This is a genomic window from Streptomyces sp. V4I8, assembly GCF_041261225.1.
Classification (GTDB): domain Bacteria; phylum Actinomycetota; class Actinomycetes; order Streptomycetales; family Streptomycetaceae; genus Streptomyces.
On the sequence record NZ_JBGCCN010000001.1, the window covers coordinates 9109752 to 9129577 of the forward strand.

General features: G+C 71.6%; 9 protein-coding genes and 3 pseudogenes. All 12 read left to right on the plus strand.

Annotated elements, in window-relative coordinates; genetic code table 11:
• Nucleotides 1–22: 22 nt before the first annotated feature.
• Nucleotides 23–8050, plus strand: a pseudogene (locus tag ABIE67_RS41410) (amino acid adenylation domain-containing protein); the annotation flags it as partial.
• Nucleotides 8051–8185: 135 nt separating this feature from the next.
• Nucleotides 8186–9106 (plus strand): annotated as a pseudogene (locus tag ABIE67_RS41415) (alpha/beta fold hydrolase); the annotation flags it as partial.
• A 13-nt stretch (nucleotides 9107–9119) separates the two neighbouring features.
• Nucleotides 9120–10430 carry a lysine N(6)-hydroxylase/L-ornithine N(5)-oxygenase family protein gene (locus ABIE67_RS41420; protein ID WP_370266711.1) on the plus strand — a complete coding sequence of 437 codons (1311 nt, stop codon included), beginning with the start codon at nucleotides 9120–9122 and terminating at the stop codon, nucleotides 10428–10430.
• Nucleotides 10427–10654 (plus strand): MbtH family protein, encoded by a 228-nt coding sequence (locus ABIE67_RS41425; RefSeq protein WP_370266712.1) that lies wholly within the window; start codon nucleotides 10427–10429, stop codon nucleotides 10652–10654. Before ABIE67_RS41420 ends, ABIE67_RS41425 begins: the two co-directional genes overlap by 4 nt.
• Nucleotides 10655–10662: 8 nt before the next feature.
• Complete coding sequence (locus ABIE67_RS41430) at nucleotides 10663–11862, plus strand: cytochrome P450 (protein ID WP_370266713.1); 1200 nt, start codon at nucleotides 10663–10665, stop codon at nucleotides 11860–11862.
• A gap of 165 nt (nucleotides 11863–12027) precedes the next feature.
• Nucleotides 12028–12270 (plus strand): annotated as a pseudogene (locus tag ABIE67_RS41435) (hypothetical protein); the annotation flags it as partial.
• 761 nt (nucleotides 12271–13031) lie between these two features.
• On the plus strand, nucleotides 13032–13883 hold the full coding sequence (locus tag ABIE67_RS41440) for a DUF4097 domain-containing protein (protein WP_370266714.1): 852 nt from the start codon (nucleotides 13032–13034) through the stop codon (nucleotides 13881–13883).
• A gap of 245 nt (nucleotides 13884–14128) precedes the next feature.
• Entirely contained in the window at nucleotides 14129–15061 is a 933-nt protein-coding gene (locus ABIE67_RS41445; RefSeq protein WP_370266715.1) for an ABC transporter ATP-binding protein, read from the plus strand.
• A complete protein-coding gene (locus ABIE67_RS41450) occupies nucleotides 15058–15906 on the plus strand; it encodes an ABC transporter permease (RefSeq protein ID WP_370266716.1) in 849 nt (282 codons plus the stop codon). Before ABIE67_RS41445 ends, ABIE67_RS41450 begins: the two co-directional genes overlap by 4 nt.
• 270 nt (nucleotides 15907–16176) lie before the next feature.
• On the plus strand, nucleotides 16177–17370 hold the full coding sequence (locus ABIE67_RS41455) for a cytochrome P450 (protein ID WP_370266717.1): 1194 nt from the start codon (nucleotides 16177–16179) through the stop codon (nucleotides 17368–17370).
• A 20-nt stretch (nucleotides 17371–17390) separates the two neighbouring features.
• The gene (locus ABIE67_RS41460) at nucleotides 17391–18584 is read left to right on the plus strand and encodes a cytochrome P450 (RefSeq protein ID WP_370266718.1); all 1194 of its coding nucleotides are present in this window, start codon (nucleotides 17391–17393) and stop codon (nucleotides 18582–18584) included.
• Complete coding sequence (locus ABIE67_RS41465; protein ID WP_370266719.1) at nucleotides 18581–19636, plus strand: methyltransferase; 1056 nt, start codon at nucleotides 18581–18583, stop codon at nucleotides 19634–19636. The genes ABIE67_RS41460 and ABIE67_RS41465 overlap by 4 nt, the downstream gene beginning before the upstream one ends.
• The last annotated feature ends 190 nt before the right edge of the window (nucleotides 19637–19826 follow it).

Below are 19826 nucleotides of genomic sequence, written 5' to 3' on the forward strand. Positions count from 1 at the left end.
ATCCTGACCGGCCAGCACGCCACTGAAGTCCGGGCCACCGAGCGGTCGATGCGCCGTCGAGGACGAGCGCGCCCGGCTCACCTACCGCGAGCTCGACGAGCGCGCCAACCAACTCGCCCACCACCTGCGGTCCCTGGGCGCCGGACCGGAGACCCTGGTGGGCCTCTGCGTCGAGCGCGGTGCCGACCTGGTCGTCGGCCTGCTCGGGATCGTGAAGGCGGGCGCCGCCTACGTCCCGCTCGACCCCGGCTACCCGGCCGACCGCCTGGCCTTCATGCTGCGCGACTCCGGCGCCCGCCTGGTGGTCACCGGCCCGCAGGCACGCGCCGGGCTCGCCGGGAGCGGCACCGAACTCGTCGACCTCGCCGAGGACCGGGAGCGGATCGCCGGCCGGCCGACGACCGCACCGGAGCCCGGGCCGTCCGCCGGCGACCTCGCCTACGTCATCTATACGTCCGGCTCCACCGGCCTGCCCAAGGGCGTCCTGGTGCCGCACACCGGCATCGCCAACCTGGCCGCCGCGCTCGCCGACCGGCTCCGGGTCACCCCCGACAGCCGTGTCCTGCAGTTCGCGTCCGCCAGTTTCGACGGCGCCCTCATGGACGTACTCATGGCACTCCCGGCCGGGGCCACCCTCGTACTACCCCCGCACGGACCGCTCGCCGGTGAGGCACTCCAGACGTTCCTGCGCGAGCGGCGGATCACCCACAGCCTGCTGGTGCCCTCCGTCGTGGCCACCCTCGACCCGGACGACCTCGACGAGCTGCGCAGCCTGGCCGTCGGCGGTGAGGCCGCCTCCGGCGAGCTGGTGGCGCGCTGGTCCGCCGGCCGTCGGCTGGTCAACGCGTACGGGCCGACCGAGACCACGGTCGTCGCGACCATGAGCGAGCCGCTGTCCGGCTCCGCCGCGCCCCCCATGGGCACCCCGGTGCCCCACACCCGGGTGTACCTGCTGGACGGCGCGCTGCGACCGGTCCCCGACGGCGTCCCCGGCGATCTCTACATCGCGGGCCCCCATCTGGCCCGGGGCTACCTCGGCCGGCCGGGACTGACCGGTGAACGGTTCGTCGCCGACCCGTACGGCGCACCCGGCAGCCGCATGTACCGCTCCGGAGACGTCGCCCGCCGCCGCGCCGACGGCTCCCTGGAGTACCTCGGCCGCACCGACGACCAGGTCAAGATCCGCGGCTTCCGCATCGAACTCGGCGAGATCGAGAGCGTGTTGAACGGCCATCCCGGCGTCGAACACGCTGCGGTGATCGCCCGCGAGACATCCACCGGCGCCCGCCAACTGGCGGCCTACGTCGTACCGCGGCGGACGGACGACCACGACGTACGGCAAGGACAAGGGCGGGAGGGCCGCGAGCGGCTCCGCACCGCGCTGCGCGCCCACACCCAGGATCGGCTGCCGGCCCACATGGTCCCGCCGGCCTTCGTGCTGCTGGACGCCCTGCCGGTGACCCCGAACGGCAAGCTGGACCGGGCCGCCCTGCCGGAACCCGAGTTCGGCGGAGCCACGACCCGAGGCCCGCGCACCCCGCGGGAGCAGGTGCTATGCACGCTCGTCGCCGAGGTGCTGGGACTGGACGCGGTCGGCGTCGACGACGACTTCTTCGCGCTGGGCGGGCACTCCCTCCTGGCCACCCGGCTCGTCAGCCGCATCCGCACCACGCTCGGGGCGGACATCCCGATCCGGGCGGTCTTCGACGCGCCCACCGTCGCCCGGCTCGCCGAACGCCTGCCGTCCACGACGTCCGCACGGCCCGCCCTGCGCCGCGCGGACACCCGCCCCGAGCGCGTGCCGCTGTCCTTCGCCCAGCGCCGCCTGTGGTTCGTGGACCGGTTCGAGGGCCCGTCCGCCACGTACAACCTCCCGGTCGTCCTGCGCCTCGACGGCCCCCTCGACCTGCCCGCGTTGCGCATCGCGCTGCACGATCTGGTGACCCGTCACGAGACCCTGCGCACCCTCGTCGGCGAGGACGCCGAAGGCACGCCGTACCAGCGGGTCGTACCGGCCGACGAGGCGCACCTGGACCTGCCCGTCACCCATGCCGACCCCGCAGCCGTGGACGAGACGGTCGCCGAGGAGGTGACGCACTCCTTCGACCTGGCCACCGAACTCCCGGTACGGGCGCGTCTCCTGCGGTGCGCCGCAGAAGAACACGTCCTGCTGCTGGTGCTGCACCACATCGCCGGCGACGGCGAGTCGATCCCGCCCCTGACGCGGGACCTGGCCACCGCCTACGCCGCCCGCAGCGACGGCACGGCCCCCGCCTGGCCGGACCTGTCCGTGCACTACGCGGACTACACGCTGTGGCAGGGCGCCCTGCTGGGCGACGAGCGCGACCCCGCGAGCCTCGCGGCCCGGCAGTGCGCGTACTGGAAGGACGAACTCGCCGGGGCCCCCGAGCTGCTGGGCCTGCCGACGGACCGCCCGCGGCCGACGAGGCCCAGCCAGCGAGGCGACACGGTGGAGTTCGCCCTCGACCCCGCTCTCACCGCCGCGGTGCGGGAGCTGGCCGGGGCGCACGGGGCGACGCCGTCGATGGTGCTCCAGGCGGCGTTCGCCGTCCTGCTGCGGCAGCTCGGCGGCGGAGACGACATCCCCGTCGGCGCCCCCGTCGCGGGCCGCACCGACGAGGCGCTGGCCGACCTGGTCGGCTTCTTCGTCAACACCTGGGTGCTGCGCGTGCGCATGCCGGACCACCCCACGTTCGCCCAGGTCGTCGACCAGGTGCGGGACAAGGCGCTGGCCGCCTACGACCACCAGGACGTGCCCTTCGAACGGCTCGTGGAGCTGCTCAACCCCGACCGCTCCACCGGGCACCACCCGCTGTTCCAGGTCATGTTCGGCTGGCAGAACATCCCGCGCGACGAGTTCCGGCTGGGCGGGGTACGGGCCACGCTGCGCACGGTCTCCACGGGCACCGCCAAGTTCGACTTGTTCCTCACCATGGCCGACGTCCCGGAGCAGGGCGTCGTGGGCTTCCTCGAATACGCCACCGACCTCTTCGACCGCGCCACGGCCGAGGGCATCACGGCACGCTACGTGGACACCCTGCGCCACCTGGTGGACCGACCGGAGGCGCCCCTCGGGGCGCCCGACGCGGTACGCCCCGCCGCCGAGGCGGAGCCCGGACCTGCCGAGCGCCTCGTGACGGTCGGCGGCACCCCGATCGACCTCGACGAGATCGAGACCGTGCTGACGGAACACCCCGCCGTAGCCCAGGCGGTGGCGCTCACCCACGCGGGCCGCGGCACCGGACGCCGGCTCGTGGCCTACGTCGTGCCGGCCGTCCCGACGGACGGAGGCATCGAGGCGGACGGAGGCATCGAGGCGGACGGAGGCATCGAGGCGGACGGAGGCATCGAGGCGGACGGAGGCATCGAGGCGGACGGAGGCATCGAGGCGGCCGAGCTGCGGGAGTTCACCGCCGGACGACTGCCCGAGGCCATGGTCCCGTCGGTCTTCGTGACGCTGGACCGGCTTCCGCTCACCCCCGACGGCCGACTGGACAGCTCCGCGCTGCCGGATCCGGTGTTCACGGGCGGCGACTACCGGGCGCCCGGCACCCCGGTCGAGGAGACGCTCGCCAAGGTGTTCGCCGAGGTCCTCGGCGTCGACCGGGTAGGCGTCGACGACGACTACTTCCTGCTCGGCGGCGACAGCATCCGCTCCATCCAAGTCGTCGCCCGGGCCCGCGCCCAGGGCGTCGAACTCAAGCCCAGGGACGTCTTCGAACGCCGGACCGTGGCCGGTCTGGCGGACCTGGCGGACGGCCGTGCCGAAGCCCCGGCGGAGCTGGGCGAACTGGCCGGCGGGGGAGTGGGCGCCATGCCCCTGCTGCCCATGGCGCACTACCTGCTGGAGCTGGGCCGCGGCACGGACAGGTTCCCCATGTCGGCGGTGGTGGATCTGCCGCCGGGCATCGACGAGGCGGGGCTGGTGGCGACGCTGGCCGCGGTGGTGGACCGGCATGACGCGTTGCGGTCGCGGCTGGTGGACGACGGGATGGTGGTGACGCCGGCCGGATCCGTGGACGTACGAGAACTGCTGACGATCAATGAAGAGGCCGATGTTCAGGCCGCGTTGGATGCTGCTGTCGGGCGGTTGGATCCGGCTGCGGGTGTGATGGCGCAGTTCGTGTGGCTGGTGCCGGGGCGGCTGTTGATCGTGCTGCATCACCTGGTGGTCGACGGGGTGTCGTGGCGGATCCTGTTGCCGGATCTGGCGGAGGCGTGGAGCCGGGTGCGGGAGGGGCGGGTGCCCGAGCCGGCTCCGGTGGTCACGTCGGTGCGGCGCTGGGCGCACGCCCTGGCGGACGAGGCCGGCAGCGAGCGGCGCGTCGCGGAACTCGCCTACTGGCACGAGGTGTTGGACGGGGACGATCCGCTGCTGGGATCGCGGGCGTTGGACCCGGCGGTGGATGTGCAGTCCACCGTGGAGGATCTCTGGGTGCGGGTCCCGGCCGCCGTGACGGAGACGCTGCTGGGCGCGCTCCCGGGCGCGTACGGGGGTGGTGTCAACGACGGTCTGCTGGCGGCTCTGGCGCTGGCCGTGGCCAAGTGGCGGCGCAACCGTGGTGTGGAGGAGTCCTCGACGCTGCTGCGGCTGGAGGGCCACGGTCGTGAGGAGGGCGTGGTCCCGGGTGCCGACCTGTCCCGCACCGTCGGCTGGTTCACCAGCGTCTTCCCCGTACGGCTGGACGTCCCGGCCGGTTCCCTCGACGAGGCGCTGGCGGGCGGTCCTGCCGCGGGCACCGTCGTCAAGGCGGTCAAGGAGCGGTTGCTGGCTGTCCCGGACAAGGGTCTGGGATTCGGGCTGCTGCGCTACCTGAACGACGAGACCCGCGCCGCCCTCGCCGAGTACTCGACCGGCCAGATCGCCTTCAACTACCTCGGCCGGTTCTCCTCGACGGACATGCCCGAGCAGCTGCGCGGCCAGGGCTGGACCCAGTCCGCCACCGCGGGCGAACTGTCCCCGACGCTGGACCCGGCCCTGCCCGCACTGGCCGTCCTCGACGTGAACGCGCTGGTCACCGATGGTGCCGAGGGCCCGGAGCTGAGCGCGAGGTTCACGTTCCCGGCCGGGCTGCTGTCCGGTACGGACGTGCAGGAACTGGCGGACCTCTGGTGCACGGCGCTGGAGGCTCTCGCCCGTCACGTGTCCGAACCGGGCTCGGGTGGACTGACCCCCTCGGACGTGCCCCTGGTGTCGGTGGGCCAGGGCGAACTGGAAGCGTGGGAACGGCGATATCCGGGGCTGGCCGACGTCTGGCCGCTGACCCCACTCCAGTCCGGCTTGTTGTTCCACGCGCTGTTGGCGGACGCGTCGTCGTTCGACGCGTATCACCTGCAGACCGTGTACCACCTGGCGGGCGCGGTGGATCCGGAGCGGATGCGGGCGGCCGGTCAGGCCCTGCTGGACCGGTACGCCAACCTGCGCACCGCCTTCGTCACCGACGCACGCGGCGAACACGTTCAGCTGGTGCTGGACGGCGTACAACTCCCTTGGCAGCACCTGGAACTGACCGGGCTGCCGGAGGATGAGCAGGTCGAGGCGTTGCAGCGGTTCCTCGCGCAGGACAAGGCCGCGCACTTCGACCCGGCCGAACCCCCGATGGTGCGGATGGCCCTGGTGACACGCGGCGAGGACCGTGGCGAACTCGTCCTGACCGCCCACCACATGCTGTTCGACGGCTGGTCCCTGCCCCTCCTGCTGCAGGACCTGCTGCGTCTTTACGGCTCCGGCGGCGATCCCTCCGGGCTGCCCCGCGTCCGTGGCTACCGTGACTTCCTGACCTGGCTGACCGTCCAGGATCCGCAGGAGTCGGCACGGGCCTGGGCCGACGAGCTCGACGGCCTCGACGAGCCCACCCTGCTCGCCCCCGGCGCCGAGACGGAACGGGAGACGGAGGCACGGCAGGTCCCCGTCCCGCTCACCGATGATCTCGCGCAGGACCTGTCCGGACGCGCCGCCGAGCTGGGCGTCACCCTCAACACCCTGGTGCAGGGGGCCTGGGCCGTGCTGCTGGCCCAGCTGACCGGGCGCCAGGACGTGCTGTTCGGCACCACGGTGTCCGGCCGCCCGCCCGCCGTGGCGGAGGCCGACTCCATGGTGGGGCTCTTCATCAACACCCTGCCTGTTCGGGTGCGTTGTGCTCCGATGGACTCGCTGGGCGCGATCCTGACCGGCCTCCAGGAACGGCAGGCCGCGCTGCTCGACCACCATCACCACGGACTGGCCGACATCCAGCAGGCGACCGGGCTGCCCACCCTGTTCGACACCGCCGTCGTCTTCGAGTCCTATCCCGTGGACCACGACGCCATGGCGGAGGCGAAGGCCGGCACCGGGGTCACGATCACCGGGTTCGACTCGACGGCCGGCACCCACTACCCCCTGGGCCTCGCGGCCGTCGCGGAGCCCCGGCTGCGGCTGGACCTGCACTACCGCGAGGGCCTGTTCGACCACGGAGACGCACTGGACATCGCCGGGCGTCTGGGGCGAGTTCTGCGGCAGATCGCGGCGGATCCCGGCGTACCGGTCGCGCGGGTGGACACGCTGGAGCCGGCCGAGCGCGAACGATCGCTCGCGCGGGGGCACGGCACGGCTGCGGCACTGCCCGTGGAGACCGTCGCCGAGCAGTTCGCGCGGCAGGCCGCCGCGACGCCGGACGCCGTGGCGGTCGTGTCCGAGGAACGGTCGCTGACGTATCGGGAGCTGGACGCCGAGGCGGACCGGCTGGCGCACGAGCTGGTCCGGCGCGGGGTACGGCCGGGCTCGGTGGTGGCGGTGTCGCTGCGCCGGTCGCCGACCCTGGTCGTGGCGCTGACGGCCGTCCTGAAGGCGGGTGGTGCGTATCTGCCGGTCGATCACACGTATCCGGCGGACCGCGTCGCGTACATGGTGGCGGACGCCGGGGCCGGCCTGGCCGTCGTGGACGGCACGACCGCCGGGGCGCTCGACCTGCCGGGGCTGCCTGTCCTGCGGCTGGACGAGCCGCTGCCGAAGCCAGGGCCCGGAGTCGTCAGCCGTCCCGTGCCCGTCGGCTGCCCCGCCTCCGTCGGCCGTTCCGCCTCCGTCGACGACACGGCGTACGTCATCTACACCTCCGGTTCGACCGGGCGCCCCAAGGGCGTCGCCGTCACCCACCGCGGGGTCGCGAGCCTCGTCGCCGCGCATGTGGAACGGATGGCGGTCACCGAGGACAGCCGGATGCTGCAACTCGCCTCGCCGAGCTTCGACGTGTCGCTGTGCGAGCTGTTCACGGTGCTGCTGTCGGGGGCCTGCGCGGTCATGGCCGACACCGAGCGGCTGGCCCCGGGCACCCCGCTGGCCGAGACGATCGACACGCACCGGGTGACCCACGTGATGATGACGCCCTCGATGCTCGCGGCGCTGCCCGACGACGCCCTGTCCACCGTCGCCTGCCTGGTCGTCGGCGGTGAGGCGACCCCGCCCGAGCTCGTCGCCCGCTGGTCGGCGGACCGGACCATGCTCAACGTCTACGGACCGACGGAGGCCACGGTGTGCGCCACCATGGGCGCGCCGCTGACCGCCGACCGCGGCCCCCTGACCATCGGGCGGCCCATCGAGAACACCCGGGTGTACGTGCTGGACGCCGCGCTGCGGCCGGTGCCGACCGGGGTGCCCGGCGACCTGTACATCGCCGGGGACGGTGTGGCGCGCGGCTATGTCGGCCGCCCCGGGCTGACCGGCGAGCACTTCGTGCCCTGCCCGTTCGGCGCGCCCGGTGAGCGGATGTACCGGACAGGCGACGTGGTGGCCTGGACACCGGACGGCGAACTGGTGTTCCGCGGCCGCGCGGACGACCAGGTCAAGATCCGCGGGTTCCGGATCGAACCGGGCGAGGTCGAGGCCGCGCTGCGCGCGCACCCCTCGGTTGCGCAGGCGGTCGTCATCGTCGACGACCGTCCCGGCGACCGGCGGCTGGCCGCGTACGTGGTGCCCGTTCCCGGGGCGGACGACCCCGACGGGCTGCGCGCCCATCTGCGCGAGCGGCTCCCGGAGTACATGGTGCCGTCCGCCGTGACGACCGTCGCCGAGGTGCCGCTCACCCGCAGCGGCAAGCTGGACCGGCGGGCCCTGCCGGACCCGGACTACGGAGCGACGGTGACCGGCCGCACGCCGCGGACCGCGCGCGAGAGCATCCTGTGCGGGCTGTTCGCCGAGGTCCTGGGCCTGGAGCGGGTGGGCGTCGACGACAGCTTCTTCGCCCTCGGCGGGCACTCCCTGCTGGCCACCCGGCTCGCCGGCCGCATCCGCGTCGTGCTCGGCGTCGAGGTGCCGCTGCGGACGGTGTTCCAGGCGCCCACGGTCGCCGAACTCGCCGTATCCCTGGAGACGGACGACGGCGCCGATGAGCACACGGATCCGTACGCACCGGTCCTGCCCATCCGCAGGGACGGCGACCGGGAGCCGCTGTGGTGGGTCCACCCCGGCGGCGGCCTGTGCTGGCCGTACCTCGGCTTCGCCGGCCTGCTGCCCGCGGACCGTCCCGTGTACGGGATCCAGGCGCGGGGGTTCGACGGCGTGGCACCGCTGCCGGGCTCCATCGAGGAGGTCGTCGCGGACTACGTCGACCGGGTGGTGGCCGTCCAGCCCGAGGGCCCCTTCCATCTGCTGGGGCACTCCACCGGCGGCACCCTGGCGCACGCCATGGCCGCCGAACTCCAGCGCCGGGGCCACGAGGTGGCGCTGCTGGCCCTGCTCGACAGCGTGCCCAGCACCCTGCTGGCACACCGGGCGCCGCCCACCGAGGCCGAGATCCGCGACTACTTCGCCGCACATCTCGCCGGCCCCGCCGACTCCGCGGACCACACCTCGTTCCTGGAGCGCGCGGTCGCCGTCGGCCTCAACTTCACCGCCCTCATGCGGGAGTTCGCCGCCCCGGCCTACCGAGGTGACGCCCTGTTCTTCAACGCGGTACCGAAACCGGAAGGGCCGTTCGCGGACCTGTGGCAGCCGTACATCCACGGCGTCGTCCACCAGCACGACATCCACAGTGCCCACGAGGACATGTACCTGCCGCGCCCGGCCGCCGACATCTGCAAGATCATCAGCCAAGCACTGGCCGGAAACTGAGGGGACATTGTCTGTGGACACCCGTGAACCGGAAACGTACGACGTCGTGGGCATCGGGTTCGGACCTTCCAACCTGTCGCTCGCCATCGCCCTGGAGGAGAGCCCGGAACCGGTCAGCGCGCTGTTCCTGGAGCGGCAGTCGTCGCTCGGCTGGCACCGCGGCATGCTCGTCCCCTCGGCGACGATGCAGGTCTCGTTCCTCAAGGACCTGGCCACCTTCCGCAATCCGACCTCGTCGTTCAGCTTCGTGTCGTATCTGCACGACAAGGGCAGGCTGGCGCGCTTCGTCAACAACCAGGACTTCTTCCCGACCCGCCGGGAGTTCCACGACTACCTGGAGTGGGCCGAGGCGCGGGTGCGGCACCTGGTCGCCTACGACGCCGAGGTGACCGCGCTCCGCCTGCCCCGCCCCGGGTCGGCGGCACCGGCGGAGCACGTGCGGGTCGAGGTGCGCGATCCGGCCGCGCCCGGCGGCATCCGCGGCGTCGACGCGCGCAACGTCGTCATCTCCACCGGCCTCGTGCCGCGGATGCCGGTCGGCGTGGAGAGCGACGAGTCCGTGTGGCACAGCTCGGCGTTCCTGCACAACTTCCGCCGGCGCCGGCCCGGCGAGCTGAAGCGGGTGGCCGTCGTAGGCGCCGGCCAGAGCGCCGCCGAGATCGTCCGCTTCCTCTACGACAGCCTGCCGGACGCACAGGTCTTCGCGATCCTCCCGTCGTACGGCTACTCCATCGCGGACGACACCCCCTTCGCCAACCAGGTCTTCGACCCGGACGCGGTCGACGACTTCTACCGCGGTTCGCAGCGGTCGAAGGACGCGATCTGGCAGTACCACAAGAACACCAACTACTCCGTGGTCGACGACGAGGTGATCCGCGACCTCTACCAGCGTGCCTACGACGACGAGGTGAGCGGGCACCGGCGGCTGGAGTTCGTCAACCTGGCCCGGGTCGTCGACGTCAAGCGGCTCGCCCAGGACACCCGGGTCACCGTCCACTCGCTGGCCGGCGACACCTCCTATGACCTGGACGTCGACGTCCTGGTCTGCGCCACGGGCTACGACCCGATGGACCCCTCCGAGGTCCTCGGCGAGCTCGACGCCCACTGCCTGCAGGACGAGAACGGGCGCCACCGGGTCGGCCGCGACTACCGGCTGGCCACCACGGACGCGCTGGCCTGCGGGATCTACCTGCAGGGCGGCACCGAGCACAGCCACGGGCTGACGTCGTCCCTGCTGTCGAACATCGCGGTCCGCAGCGGCGAGATCGCGCGATCGATCGTGAACGGGCGCACCGCCGCCCACGAGAAGGGAGTCACCGCATGAGCAGCAATCCGTTCGACGACGCCGACGGCCGGTTCCACGTCCTGGTGAACGACGAGGACCAGCACTCGCTGTGGCCGACGTTCGCTGTCGTCCCGGACGGCTGGCGGATCGTGCTGGAGGACGAGAGCCGTGCCGCCTGCCTGGCCCATGTCGAGGAGCACTGGACCGACATGCGCCCCCGGAGCCTGCGCGAGGCCATGGCCACCGACCGGGCCGCGAACTGAGGAGAGACATGACATCGCTGGCCGAACGGTGGGGCATCCACCCCGAGCACTTCTGGCTGTACGGGCGTGAGCCCGAGCGGATGGTCCGGTTCGACGAGCAGATGGACGCCTGGAACGTCTACGGCTACCCGGAGGCGATGGAGATCCTCGGCGACCCGGGGACCTTCTCCTCCGAGACGGCGAAGCTGCTGCCCATGGGCGTGGACGAGTCGTTCACCGAGGGCGACCTGCTGCAGACGGACCCGCCGGACCACCGCGAACTGCGCAAGCTGGTCAGTCACGCGTTCACGCCGAGAGTGGTGGCCGATCTCGAACCCAGGATCACCGCGCTCACCCACGAGTTGCTCGACGCGGTGGCCGACGAGGACGAGTTCGACCTGATGAGCAGCCTGGCGTATCCGCTGCCGGTGACGGTGGTCGCCGAGCTGCTGAGCATCCCCGCCGCCGACCGGCATCTGCTGGAGAAGTGGATGCGCGGCATGACGGAGAGTCTGGGCGATCTGTCGATGGCCGACGACACGGAGGAGCAGGAGCGCGTCTTCGAGGAGTCCATGGGCCCGATGCGGCAGATGATCGACTATCTGCGCGAGCACACCGCGGAGTGCCGGCGCCATCCCCGGGAGGACCTGCTGGGCCGGCTCGTCGAGGCGGAGGTCGGCGGGCTGAAGCTGACCGACAACCACATCGTGAACTTCGGCAAGATGCTGCTGATCGCCGGCTATCTGACGACCACGATGCTCATCGGCAACACCGTCCTGTGCCTCGACCACTACCCCGAGCAGGCCGCCAAGGCGCGCGCGGACCGGTCACTGGTCCCCGGGATGCTGGAAGAGTCGATGCGCTATCTGAGCCCGGTGGCGGCGACCTATCGGGCGACCACCCGCGAGGTGGAGATCGCCGGGCAGCGGATGGAGCCCGGGAAGATGGTGCTGGTCTGGTACGGGTCCGCCAACCGGGACCGGCGCCAGTTCACCGACCCGCACGCCTTCGACGTGACGCGGACCAAGAACCCGCATCTCGGCTTCGGGCGGGGCATCCACTTCTGCCTGGGCGCGCCCCTGGCCCGGATGGAGGGCCGCGTCGCCATGAACCTCCTGTTCGACCGCTTCTCGGAACTGCGCACCGACCCGGACAAGCCGCCCGTCTTCTCGCTCGGCTACGACACGACCGGCGTGAACTCCCTGCCGGTCCGCGCCGTGCGGGCGTAGGCGGCCATCTCGTCGGCCAGGGTTGCGCCACTGTGGCGCAACCTCCCTCGCGCCCGTATGCAGGAGCCATGCAAAGGGTGTTGAGAAACCCGGGCTTCCCTTTGGGGCTTCCCGTGGGGAACGGAACACTTGTGCATGGCGCCATCGATGTGCCACTATGGCGCTATGAACTTGACGCCTTACGTCGACAGCCTCCGCCGCGAGTTCCTCGCCGCGGCGGAGGCCGCCGGCAAGGAGGTTCTGGGGCCCGCGGAGCGTCTGATGGCGCCACTGGAGGCATCGGTCCGGCTCACGCTGCTCAGTGCGCTGTCGGCCGCCGCCGACGAGATCTCACGGGAACTCGCCCCGGGGGCGGTCGACATCCGGCTGCGCGGCCGCGATCCGGGGTTCGTGGTGATGGCGCCGCCGCCCGAGACGGAGTTCGGGCCGTTCCCGGGCATCGGCTCCGGGTTCGCTTCCGGCTCCCGCTCCGGCTTTGACTACGGGCCCGGCGTCGGATTCGACTCCGGTACCCGCGCTGGCTCTGGCTCTGGCGTCGGATCCGACTCCGATCCTGGCTCCGGCTCCGATCCTGGCTACGGCGCGAGCGCTGGCGTCGGCTTCAACTCCAGTACTGGTATTGGCGCTGGTGTCGGATTCGACACTGGCATCGGCACCGGCGAGGGCACCGGCTCTGGCGGGGGCGTCGGATTCGGAACGGGCTCCGGCGACGGCTCTGGCTCTGGCTCTGGCTTCGGATGCGACTCCGGCAATGGCAGCGGCTCCAACTCCGTTACTGGGACCGGCTGTGGCGTCGGAATCAACACCGGCTCTGGCGCCGGCTCCGGCTCTGGCACTGACTCCGGGCCTGGCTCCGGCTCTGGCACTGGCTGCGGCCCTGGCACTGGCGCCGACTCTGGCCCTGACCCCGCCGACCCGCCCCCCAACGAAGGCCAGGGCACCCCCGCACGCATCAACTTCCGTCCGCCCGGGCCGCTCAAGGCCCGGATCGAGGAGGCCGCGGGACGCGAGGGGCTCTCGGTCAACGCCTGGCTCGTCCGGGCCGCCACCGTCACGCTCGACGCCGGCGACCGCCGCACCGCGCGGCGCGCACCGTCGGGGCAGCACAGCTACACCGGTTGGGTGCGGTAGCCGCCGTGCGTCCCACCGACTCACCAGGGAGGTTCGGCATGGCCACGTTCGACACCCCGGAACCGATCTCGGCCCGTATCGAGATCGCCACCGGCGACGTCCTGATCACCGCGGGCAAGCGTCTCGACACGGTCGTCGAGGTGCGCCCCAGCAACCCCTCCGACGCGGCCGACATCCGGGCCGCCGAGCAGGCCAAGGTCGACTGCACCCGGGGGAAGCTCCTGGTCAAGGGACCGTCCCTGCGCCGCGGTTCCGGCATCCCGCCGCACGGCGGCTCGATCGACGTGACGATCGAACTGCCGGAGGGCTCCCAGGTGCGCGGCAGCGCGGCCTGGGGTGCGCTGCGCAGCGAGGGCCGGCTCGGTGACTGCCGCTTCGACATCGCCGAGGGCGACGTGCGCATCGACCGGGCCGGTCCCGTGCGCCTGTCGACCTCCCGCGGTGAGATCACCGTGGCCCGCGCCGACGGCCACGCCAAGATCGCCAACGGGTCGGGAGCGATCCGCGTCGAGGAGATCGACGGCACCGCGACCATCTCCAACGACCTGGGGGAGACCCGGATCGGCGAGATCACCGGCAGCCTGCGCATGACCGGGATGAGCGCCGCCTTCAGCGTGGACCGGCCGCACGACAGCGTCGAGGTCAAGACGGCCCACGGCGCCGTCCGGATCGGCGAGGTCACCAGCGGCTCGGTCGAGATCACGGCCGCGTCGGCCCAGATCGAGGTGGGTATCCGCGAGGGCACCGCCGCGAAGCTCGACGTGAGCACCGTCTCCGGCAGCGTCCACAACCAGCTGCAGGGCGTGGGCGGTCCGGCCCACAGCGACCGGATCGTCCAGGTGCGCGCCCGCACCTTCGACGGCGACATCGTCATCCGGCGCGCCCAGTGACCGACTCACCCGGCACCGACCCCGTCGGCACCACGCCGGAACGAGTCACGCCGGAACAAGCCGCGCCGGTACCGGCCACGGCCGCCGGAAAGCCGGGCGACCGCACGGCCGGCCGGCGGCCCGACCGCGGCCCGGAAACCGTACATCCCCCGGCGGTTTCCGGGCCGCACCCCCAGCCGAACCCCCAGCCGCCCCCCAAGCCGTACAGCCGGCGGAGGGCCGGGTCCGAAGACGAGGGAACATCTATGACTACGCGCGACGAGGTCGTCCTCGACGTCGAGGGCCTGCGCATGAACTACGGCTCGACGGAAGTCCTGCACGACGTGAACCTGGAGGTGCGTCACGGCGAAGTGGTGTGCCTGCTGGGGCCGAACGGGGCGGGAAAGACCACCACGCTGGAGATCCTGGAGGGCTTCCGCATGCGGTCGGCCGGCCGGGTCGAGGTGCTCGGCACCGATCCGGCCCACGCCGACGAAGACTGGCGGGCCCGGGTGGGCGTCGTCCTGCAGTCGTGGCGCGACCACGGCCGCTGGCGGGTACGTGAACTCCTCGACCACCTCGGCCGGTACTACGCCCCCTACTCCACCGACCGCATACGACGGCCCTGGGACCCCGACGAACTCGTCGCGGCCGTAGGCCTGACCGAACACGCCGGCAAGAAGGTGCGGATGCTCTCCGGCGGACAGCGCCGCCGCCTGGACGTGGCGGTCGGCCTCGTGGGCCGCCCCGAACTGCTCTTCCTCGACGAGCCGACCGCCGGTCTCGACCCCGTCGCCCGGCGCGAGTTCCACGACCTGGTGGAGAGCCTCGCCGCCCAGCGGGACACCACGATCGTGCTCACCACCCACGACCTGTACGAGGCCGAGAAGCTGGCGAACCGGATCATGATCCTGGACGGCGGCCGCATCATCGCCGACGGCACCGCGGAGGAACTGGCCCGCCGGATCGCGGGCGAGGACGAGGTCCGCTGGACCCATGACGGCCGGCACCACCGGCACTCGACCTCCGAATCGACCAAGTTCGTCCACCAGTTGTTCCAGCAGTACGGCGAGGAGATCGCGGACCTGGAGGTCCGCCGCGCCTCGCTGGAGGACACCTATCTCTCCCTGGTACGGCAGGCGGAGTCCGGGCAGGACGCGGCGGCGCCGGGGAACAAGTCGCGTGAGGTGCACCGATGAACCCGACCACGACGGCGCTGCGCGCGGGCTGGTCCCGCGGCCTGATCGAGCTGCGGCAGTCGCTGACCAACACGGGCGACCTCCTCAACCACTTCCTGTGGCCCGTGCTGATGCTGGTGGTCACCTACCTGGTGCGGGACGTGTCCTTCGGCGACACCGGATTCGACCTGGGCACGCTCGTCCTGCCGAGCATCCTCGGCATGAACTCCGCGATGGCGATGGTCACCATGAGCCAACTGCTCACCGCCGAGCGGGAGGACGGCACACTGCTGCGTGCGAAGGCGCCCCCGAACGGCATGGCCGGCTACCTCACCGGCAAGATCGTCTTCGTGTCGTTCGGCCTGGTCATCGACCTCGCCATCTTCCTGATCCCCGGCCTGCTCATCGTCCCCGGCCTCTCGGTCGGCAGCGCGGACGCCTGGCTGACCCTGGTCTGGGTCCTGGCCCTCGGACTGGTCGCGACCCTGCCGACCGGTGCCGTACTCGGATCCGTCTTCACCAGCACCCGCAGCCAAGGGCTCATCATGCTGCCGATGATGGCGATGATCGCCACCTCCGGCATCTTCTACCCCGTCACCTCGATGCCGGACTGGGTGCAGTGGCTCGCCCAGGTATTCCCGGTCTACTGGCTCGGGCTCGGCATGCGCTCCGCCCTGCTGCCCGACAGCGCGGTCACCGTCGAGATCGGCGACTCCTGGCGCCACCTGGAGACCGTCGGGGTCCTCGGCGCCTGGGCCGTACTGGGCCTGGTGCTGGCCCCGATCGTGCTGCGCCGCATGGCGCGCCGCGAGTCGGGCTCCACGGTCGCCGAACGCCGCGAGAAGGCCCTTCAGCGGGTCGGCTGAGCGCATACGAGCGTCTTCCCGGAGGTAATTCCGCAACGGAAACAGGCCTGTCCTGTCGCCAGGACAGGCCTGTCCTCGTCCGGGCCCATGACCAACTGCCCAGGACTCCTTTTCCATTGACACCGGGAAGGCCCGGCTTGAAAACTGGGGTCCGGTCGGCCGACAGCCACGTCGCCCTTTTCCGCGACCATCGGCCTCTCGCTTTTCCTGACCCCCTCTTCACCCTCTCTGCCTTTTCCGTCCGCATGCCCTCATGGAAGGACGCGTCCCGTGACCTCGCCCGTCGACCAGTGGGACATTCACCCGGGCCATTTCTGGCTCCGTGGCAAGCACCCCGAGAAGAGCGTCGAGTACGACGAAGAACTCAAGATGTGGAACATCTACGGCTATTCCGAGTGTGCCGAGATCCTCGGAAATCCGAAGGTGTTTTCCAGTGACATGATGCGACTGGACCCCATCAAGCTCGACGAGTCCATCGTCGAAGGCGACTTCACCCACACCGACCCGCCCCAGCACCGCAAACTGCGCGGCCTGGTCGACCACGCGTTCAGCCCCCGCCTGGTGGCCAGGCTCGAGTCACAGGTGCACGGCGTCATCCGTGAACTCCTCGACGAACTCCAGGACAAGCCGCGGTTCGACCTGATGAAGGAGTTCGCCGCCCCGCTCCCGCTCATCATGATCTCCGACCTGATGGGCGTCCCGGCGAGCGACCGCGCCCTGCTGCGGCAGTGGATGGACAAGATGCTCGACGGCGGTGACGAGTTCGAGTCGCCCGAGGCCCAACTGGAAGGCCAGGAGCAGCTGGAACAGGAGCTCGGCCTGCTCTGGGAGATGCGCGACTACTGGCGCGAACTGGCCCTCGACCGCAGGAAGCAGCCCCGCGACGACCTGATCAGCGGTCTCGTCGAGGCGGAGATCGACGGCGAGAAACTGACGGGCAGTCAGATATCGAACATCTGCAACCGGCTGATGGTCAACGGCCACCTCACCACGGCCATGCTGATCGGCAACACCGTCCTCTGCCTCGACGCCTTCCCCGAGCAGGCGGCCCGGGTCCGCGCCGACCGCTCCCTGCTGCCCAAGGCCATCGAGGAGTCCCTCCGCTATCTGAGCCCCATCTGCGGAGTCGGCCGCGCCACCAACACCGACGCGGACATCGGCGGGACGCTGATCCCCAAGGACCAGATGATGATCGTGTGGACCGGCGCCGCCAACCGCGATCCGCGCCAGTTCGAGAACCCGCACGCCTTCGACGCGGGCCGGACCCCCAACACCCACCTCGGGCTGGGCCGCGGCGTCCACTTCTGCCTGGGCCGGCAGCTGGCCCGGATGGAGGGCCGGGCCGCGCTCGAAGCCCTCCTGGACCGCTTCCCCGACCTGCGCCCCGACCCCGCTCGGCCGCCCACGTTCCTCCAGGTCGTGGACGCCGACGGCGTCGACACCCTGCCCGTCCTCACTCAGTGACCCGCGCGAAGGAGAAACCGATGACGACGGTCGTCGAGTGGTGGAACATCCATCCGGAACACGCATGGCTGCGAGGCGACCGGCCGGCCACGCCGGTCGAGTTCGACGAGGCCCAGGGCGTGTGGAACGTCTACGGCCATGCCGAGTGCCTGGAGATCCTCAACAACCACGAGACCTTCTCGTCCGACCTGACGCGGCTGCTGCCCGTCGGCGTCGACGACTCGCTCATCGAGGGCGACATCTCCCAGATGGACCCGCCCGTCCACCGCAAGTACCGCAGCCTCGTCAGCCGCGCCTTCACACCCCGGCTGGTCGGCGCCATGGAGTCGCGGGTCGTCGACATCACCAACGAGCTGCTCGACGCGGTGGAGGGCAAGCCCGAGATCGAGATCGCCGCCGACCTCGCCTATCCGCTGCCGGTCATCGTCATCGCCGAACTGCTCGGAGTCCCCGCCGCCGACCGCGACCTGTTCCGCAAGTGGGCGGACGACGTCGTCGAGAGCTTCAGCGGCTTCTCCTTCCTCGACGGCAGCGAGCAGGGCGAGAAGGACATCCGCGACGCCACCCAGCGCCTGCGGCCGCTGATCGACTACATGGCGGGCCATCTCGCCGAACGCCGCAGCCGACCGCGCGAGGACCTGCTCAGCCGGCTCGCCCTGGCCGAGGTCGACGGCGAGCGGCTCACCGACAACGAGATCGTCAACGTCGCCAACATCCTGCTGGTCACCGGCCACATCACCACCACGATGACGCTCGGCAACACCGTGCTCTGCCTCGACGCCCACCCCGAGCAGGCGGCACGGGTCCGCGCGGACCGTTCGCTGGTGCCGGGCGCCATCGAGGAAGCGCTGCGCACGCTCTCCCCGTCGGCGGCGCTGGCCCGCGGCACCACCCGGGACGTGGAGATCGGCGGCACGCGCATCCCCAAGGACCAGATCGTGATGCTGTGGCTGGCCGCCGCGAACCGCGACCCCCTGCGCTTCCCCGACCCCGAGGTCTACGACCCGGCGCGCGACCCCAACCCGCACTTCGGCTTCGGCCGCGGCATCCACTTCTGCCTCGGCGCCGGCCTTGCCAGGCTGGAGGGCCGTATCGCGCTGAACGCCCTGCTCGACCGCTTCCCCGTGCTGCGGACCGACCCCGCCAAGCCGCCCACGTTCTTCCCCACCCCCGACATGGTCGGCGTCAACACCCTGCCCCTGCACACCTCATGACCCACCCCGACGGAGAGGAAGCCGCTGCCGTGGAGCCGTCCCTGCAGCAGATGACCCTCGGCTACGTACCGGCGCAGATCCTGTACACGGCCGCGGAACTGGGCATCGCCGACGCACTCGCCGGCGGCCCGCGCCCCTACGACGCCCTCGCCGGCGACACCGGGACCGACCCGGCCGCACTGCGCAGACTGCTCAGGGCGCTGGCCGCCCTCGGCCTGGTCACCCAGCTGGACACCGAGCGGTTCGCGCTCACCGACCTCGGCGGGCTGCTGCGCACGGACGCCGCCGGCTCGGCCCGTGACGAGGTCCGGCTGTCCGTCACGCCGCAGATGTGGCAGGCCTGGGGCGCGCTGACCGACGTCGTGCGCACCGGTCGGCCCCACCGCGACCCCGGCAGCGGCCTGACGGCACACCAGGCGATCGCGCACGACCCCGAGCTGTCCGTGAAGCTGCGCGAGAGCATGGCGCTGGCCACCCGGGAGTTCGCCGACGGCGTGGCCAAGGCGTACGACTTCTCCGCCTTCCGCGCCGTCGCCGCCCCGGCCGGGGACCACGGCACCCTGCTCGCGGCGGTCCTGGGCGCCGTACCGGGACTGCGGGGCGTGCTGTACGACCGCCCGGAGGTGCTGGAGTCCGCGCTCGCCGTGCTCGGCGACGCCGGGGTCGTGGACCGCTGTGAGACCGTCGCGGGCGACGGAACCGGCCCCGTGCCGTCCGGCGCCGACGCGTACGTCCTCAACAACGTGGTCCGCGACCGGGACGACGAGCAGGCCACCGCGCTGCTGCTCGACCACCGCACCGCGATGGCGCCGACCGCCCGGCTGATCCTGGTCGAGACGCTGATGCCGCCGGTCCTCACCCCGGAGGAGTCCGCCGCCTACGGGCTCACCGACCTCAACAACCTGGTCTTCACCGGCGGCCGGGAACGCACCCGCGACGAGTACGGGACCCTGCTGGCCGCGGCCGGTTTCGCGCTCACCGCGACGGCGGCCGTACCGGTCGCCCCCGGCCTGCCCGACTACCACGTCCTGGAGGCAGTCCCGACGGCATGACATGCGGTGAAGTGACCCAGCCCCTCGGTACGGCAGCGCATGGCCGGGATTCGGCCAACGTCGGCGGCGGGACCCGTCAGGAACACACAAACAGCGACAGCATCATTGCTTCACGTGTGTTCACAACCTAGTGTGCGTTCGGTTTCTCAACAGCACCGCACAGGATCTGACGCTCCCTCAAGCCGCACAG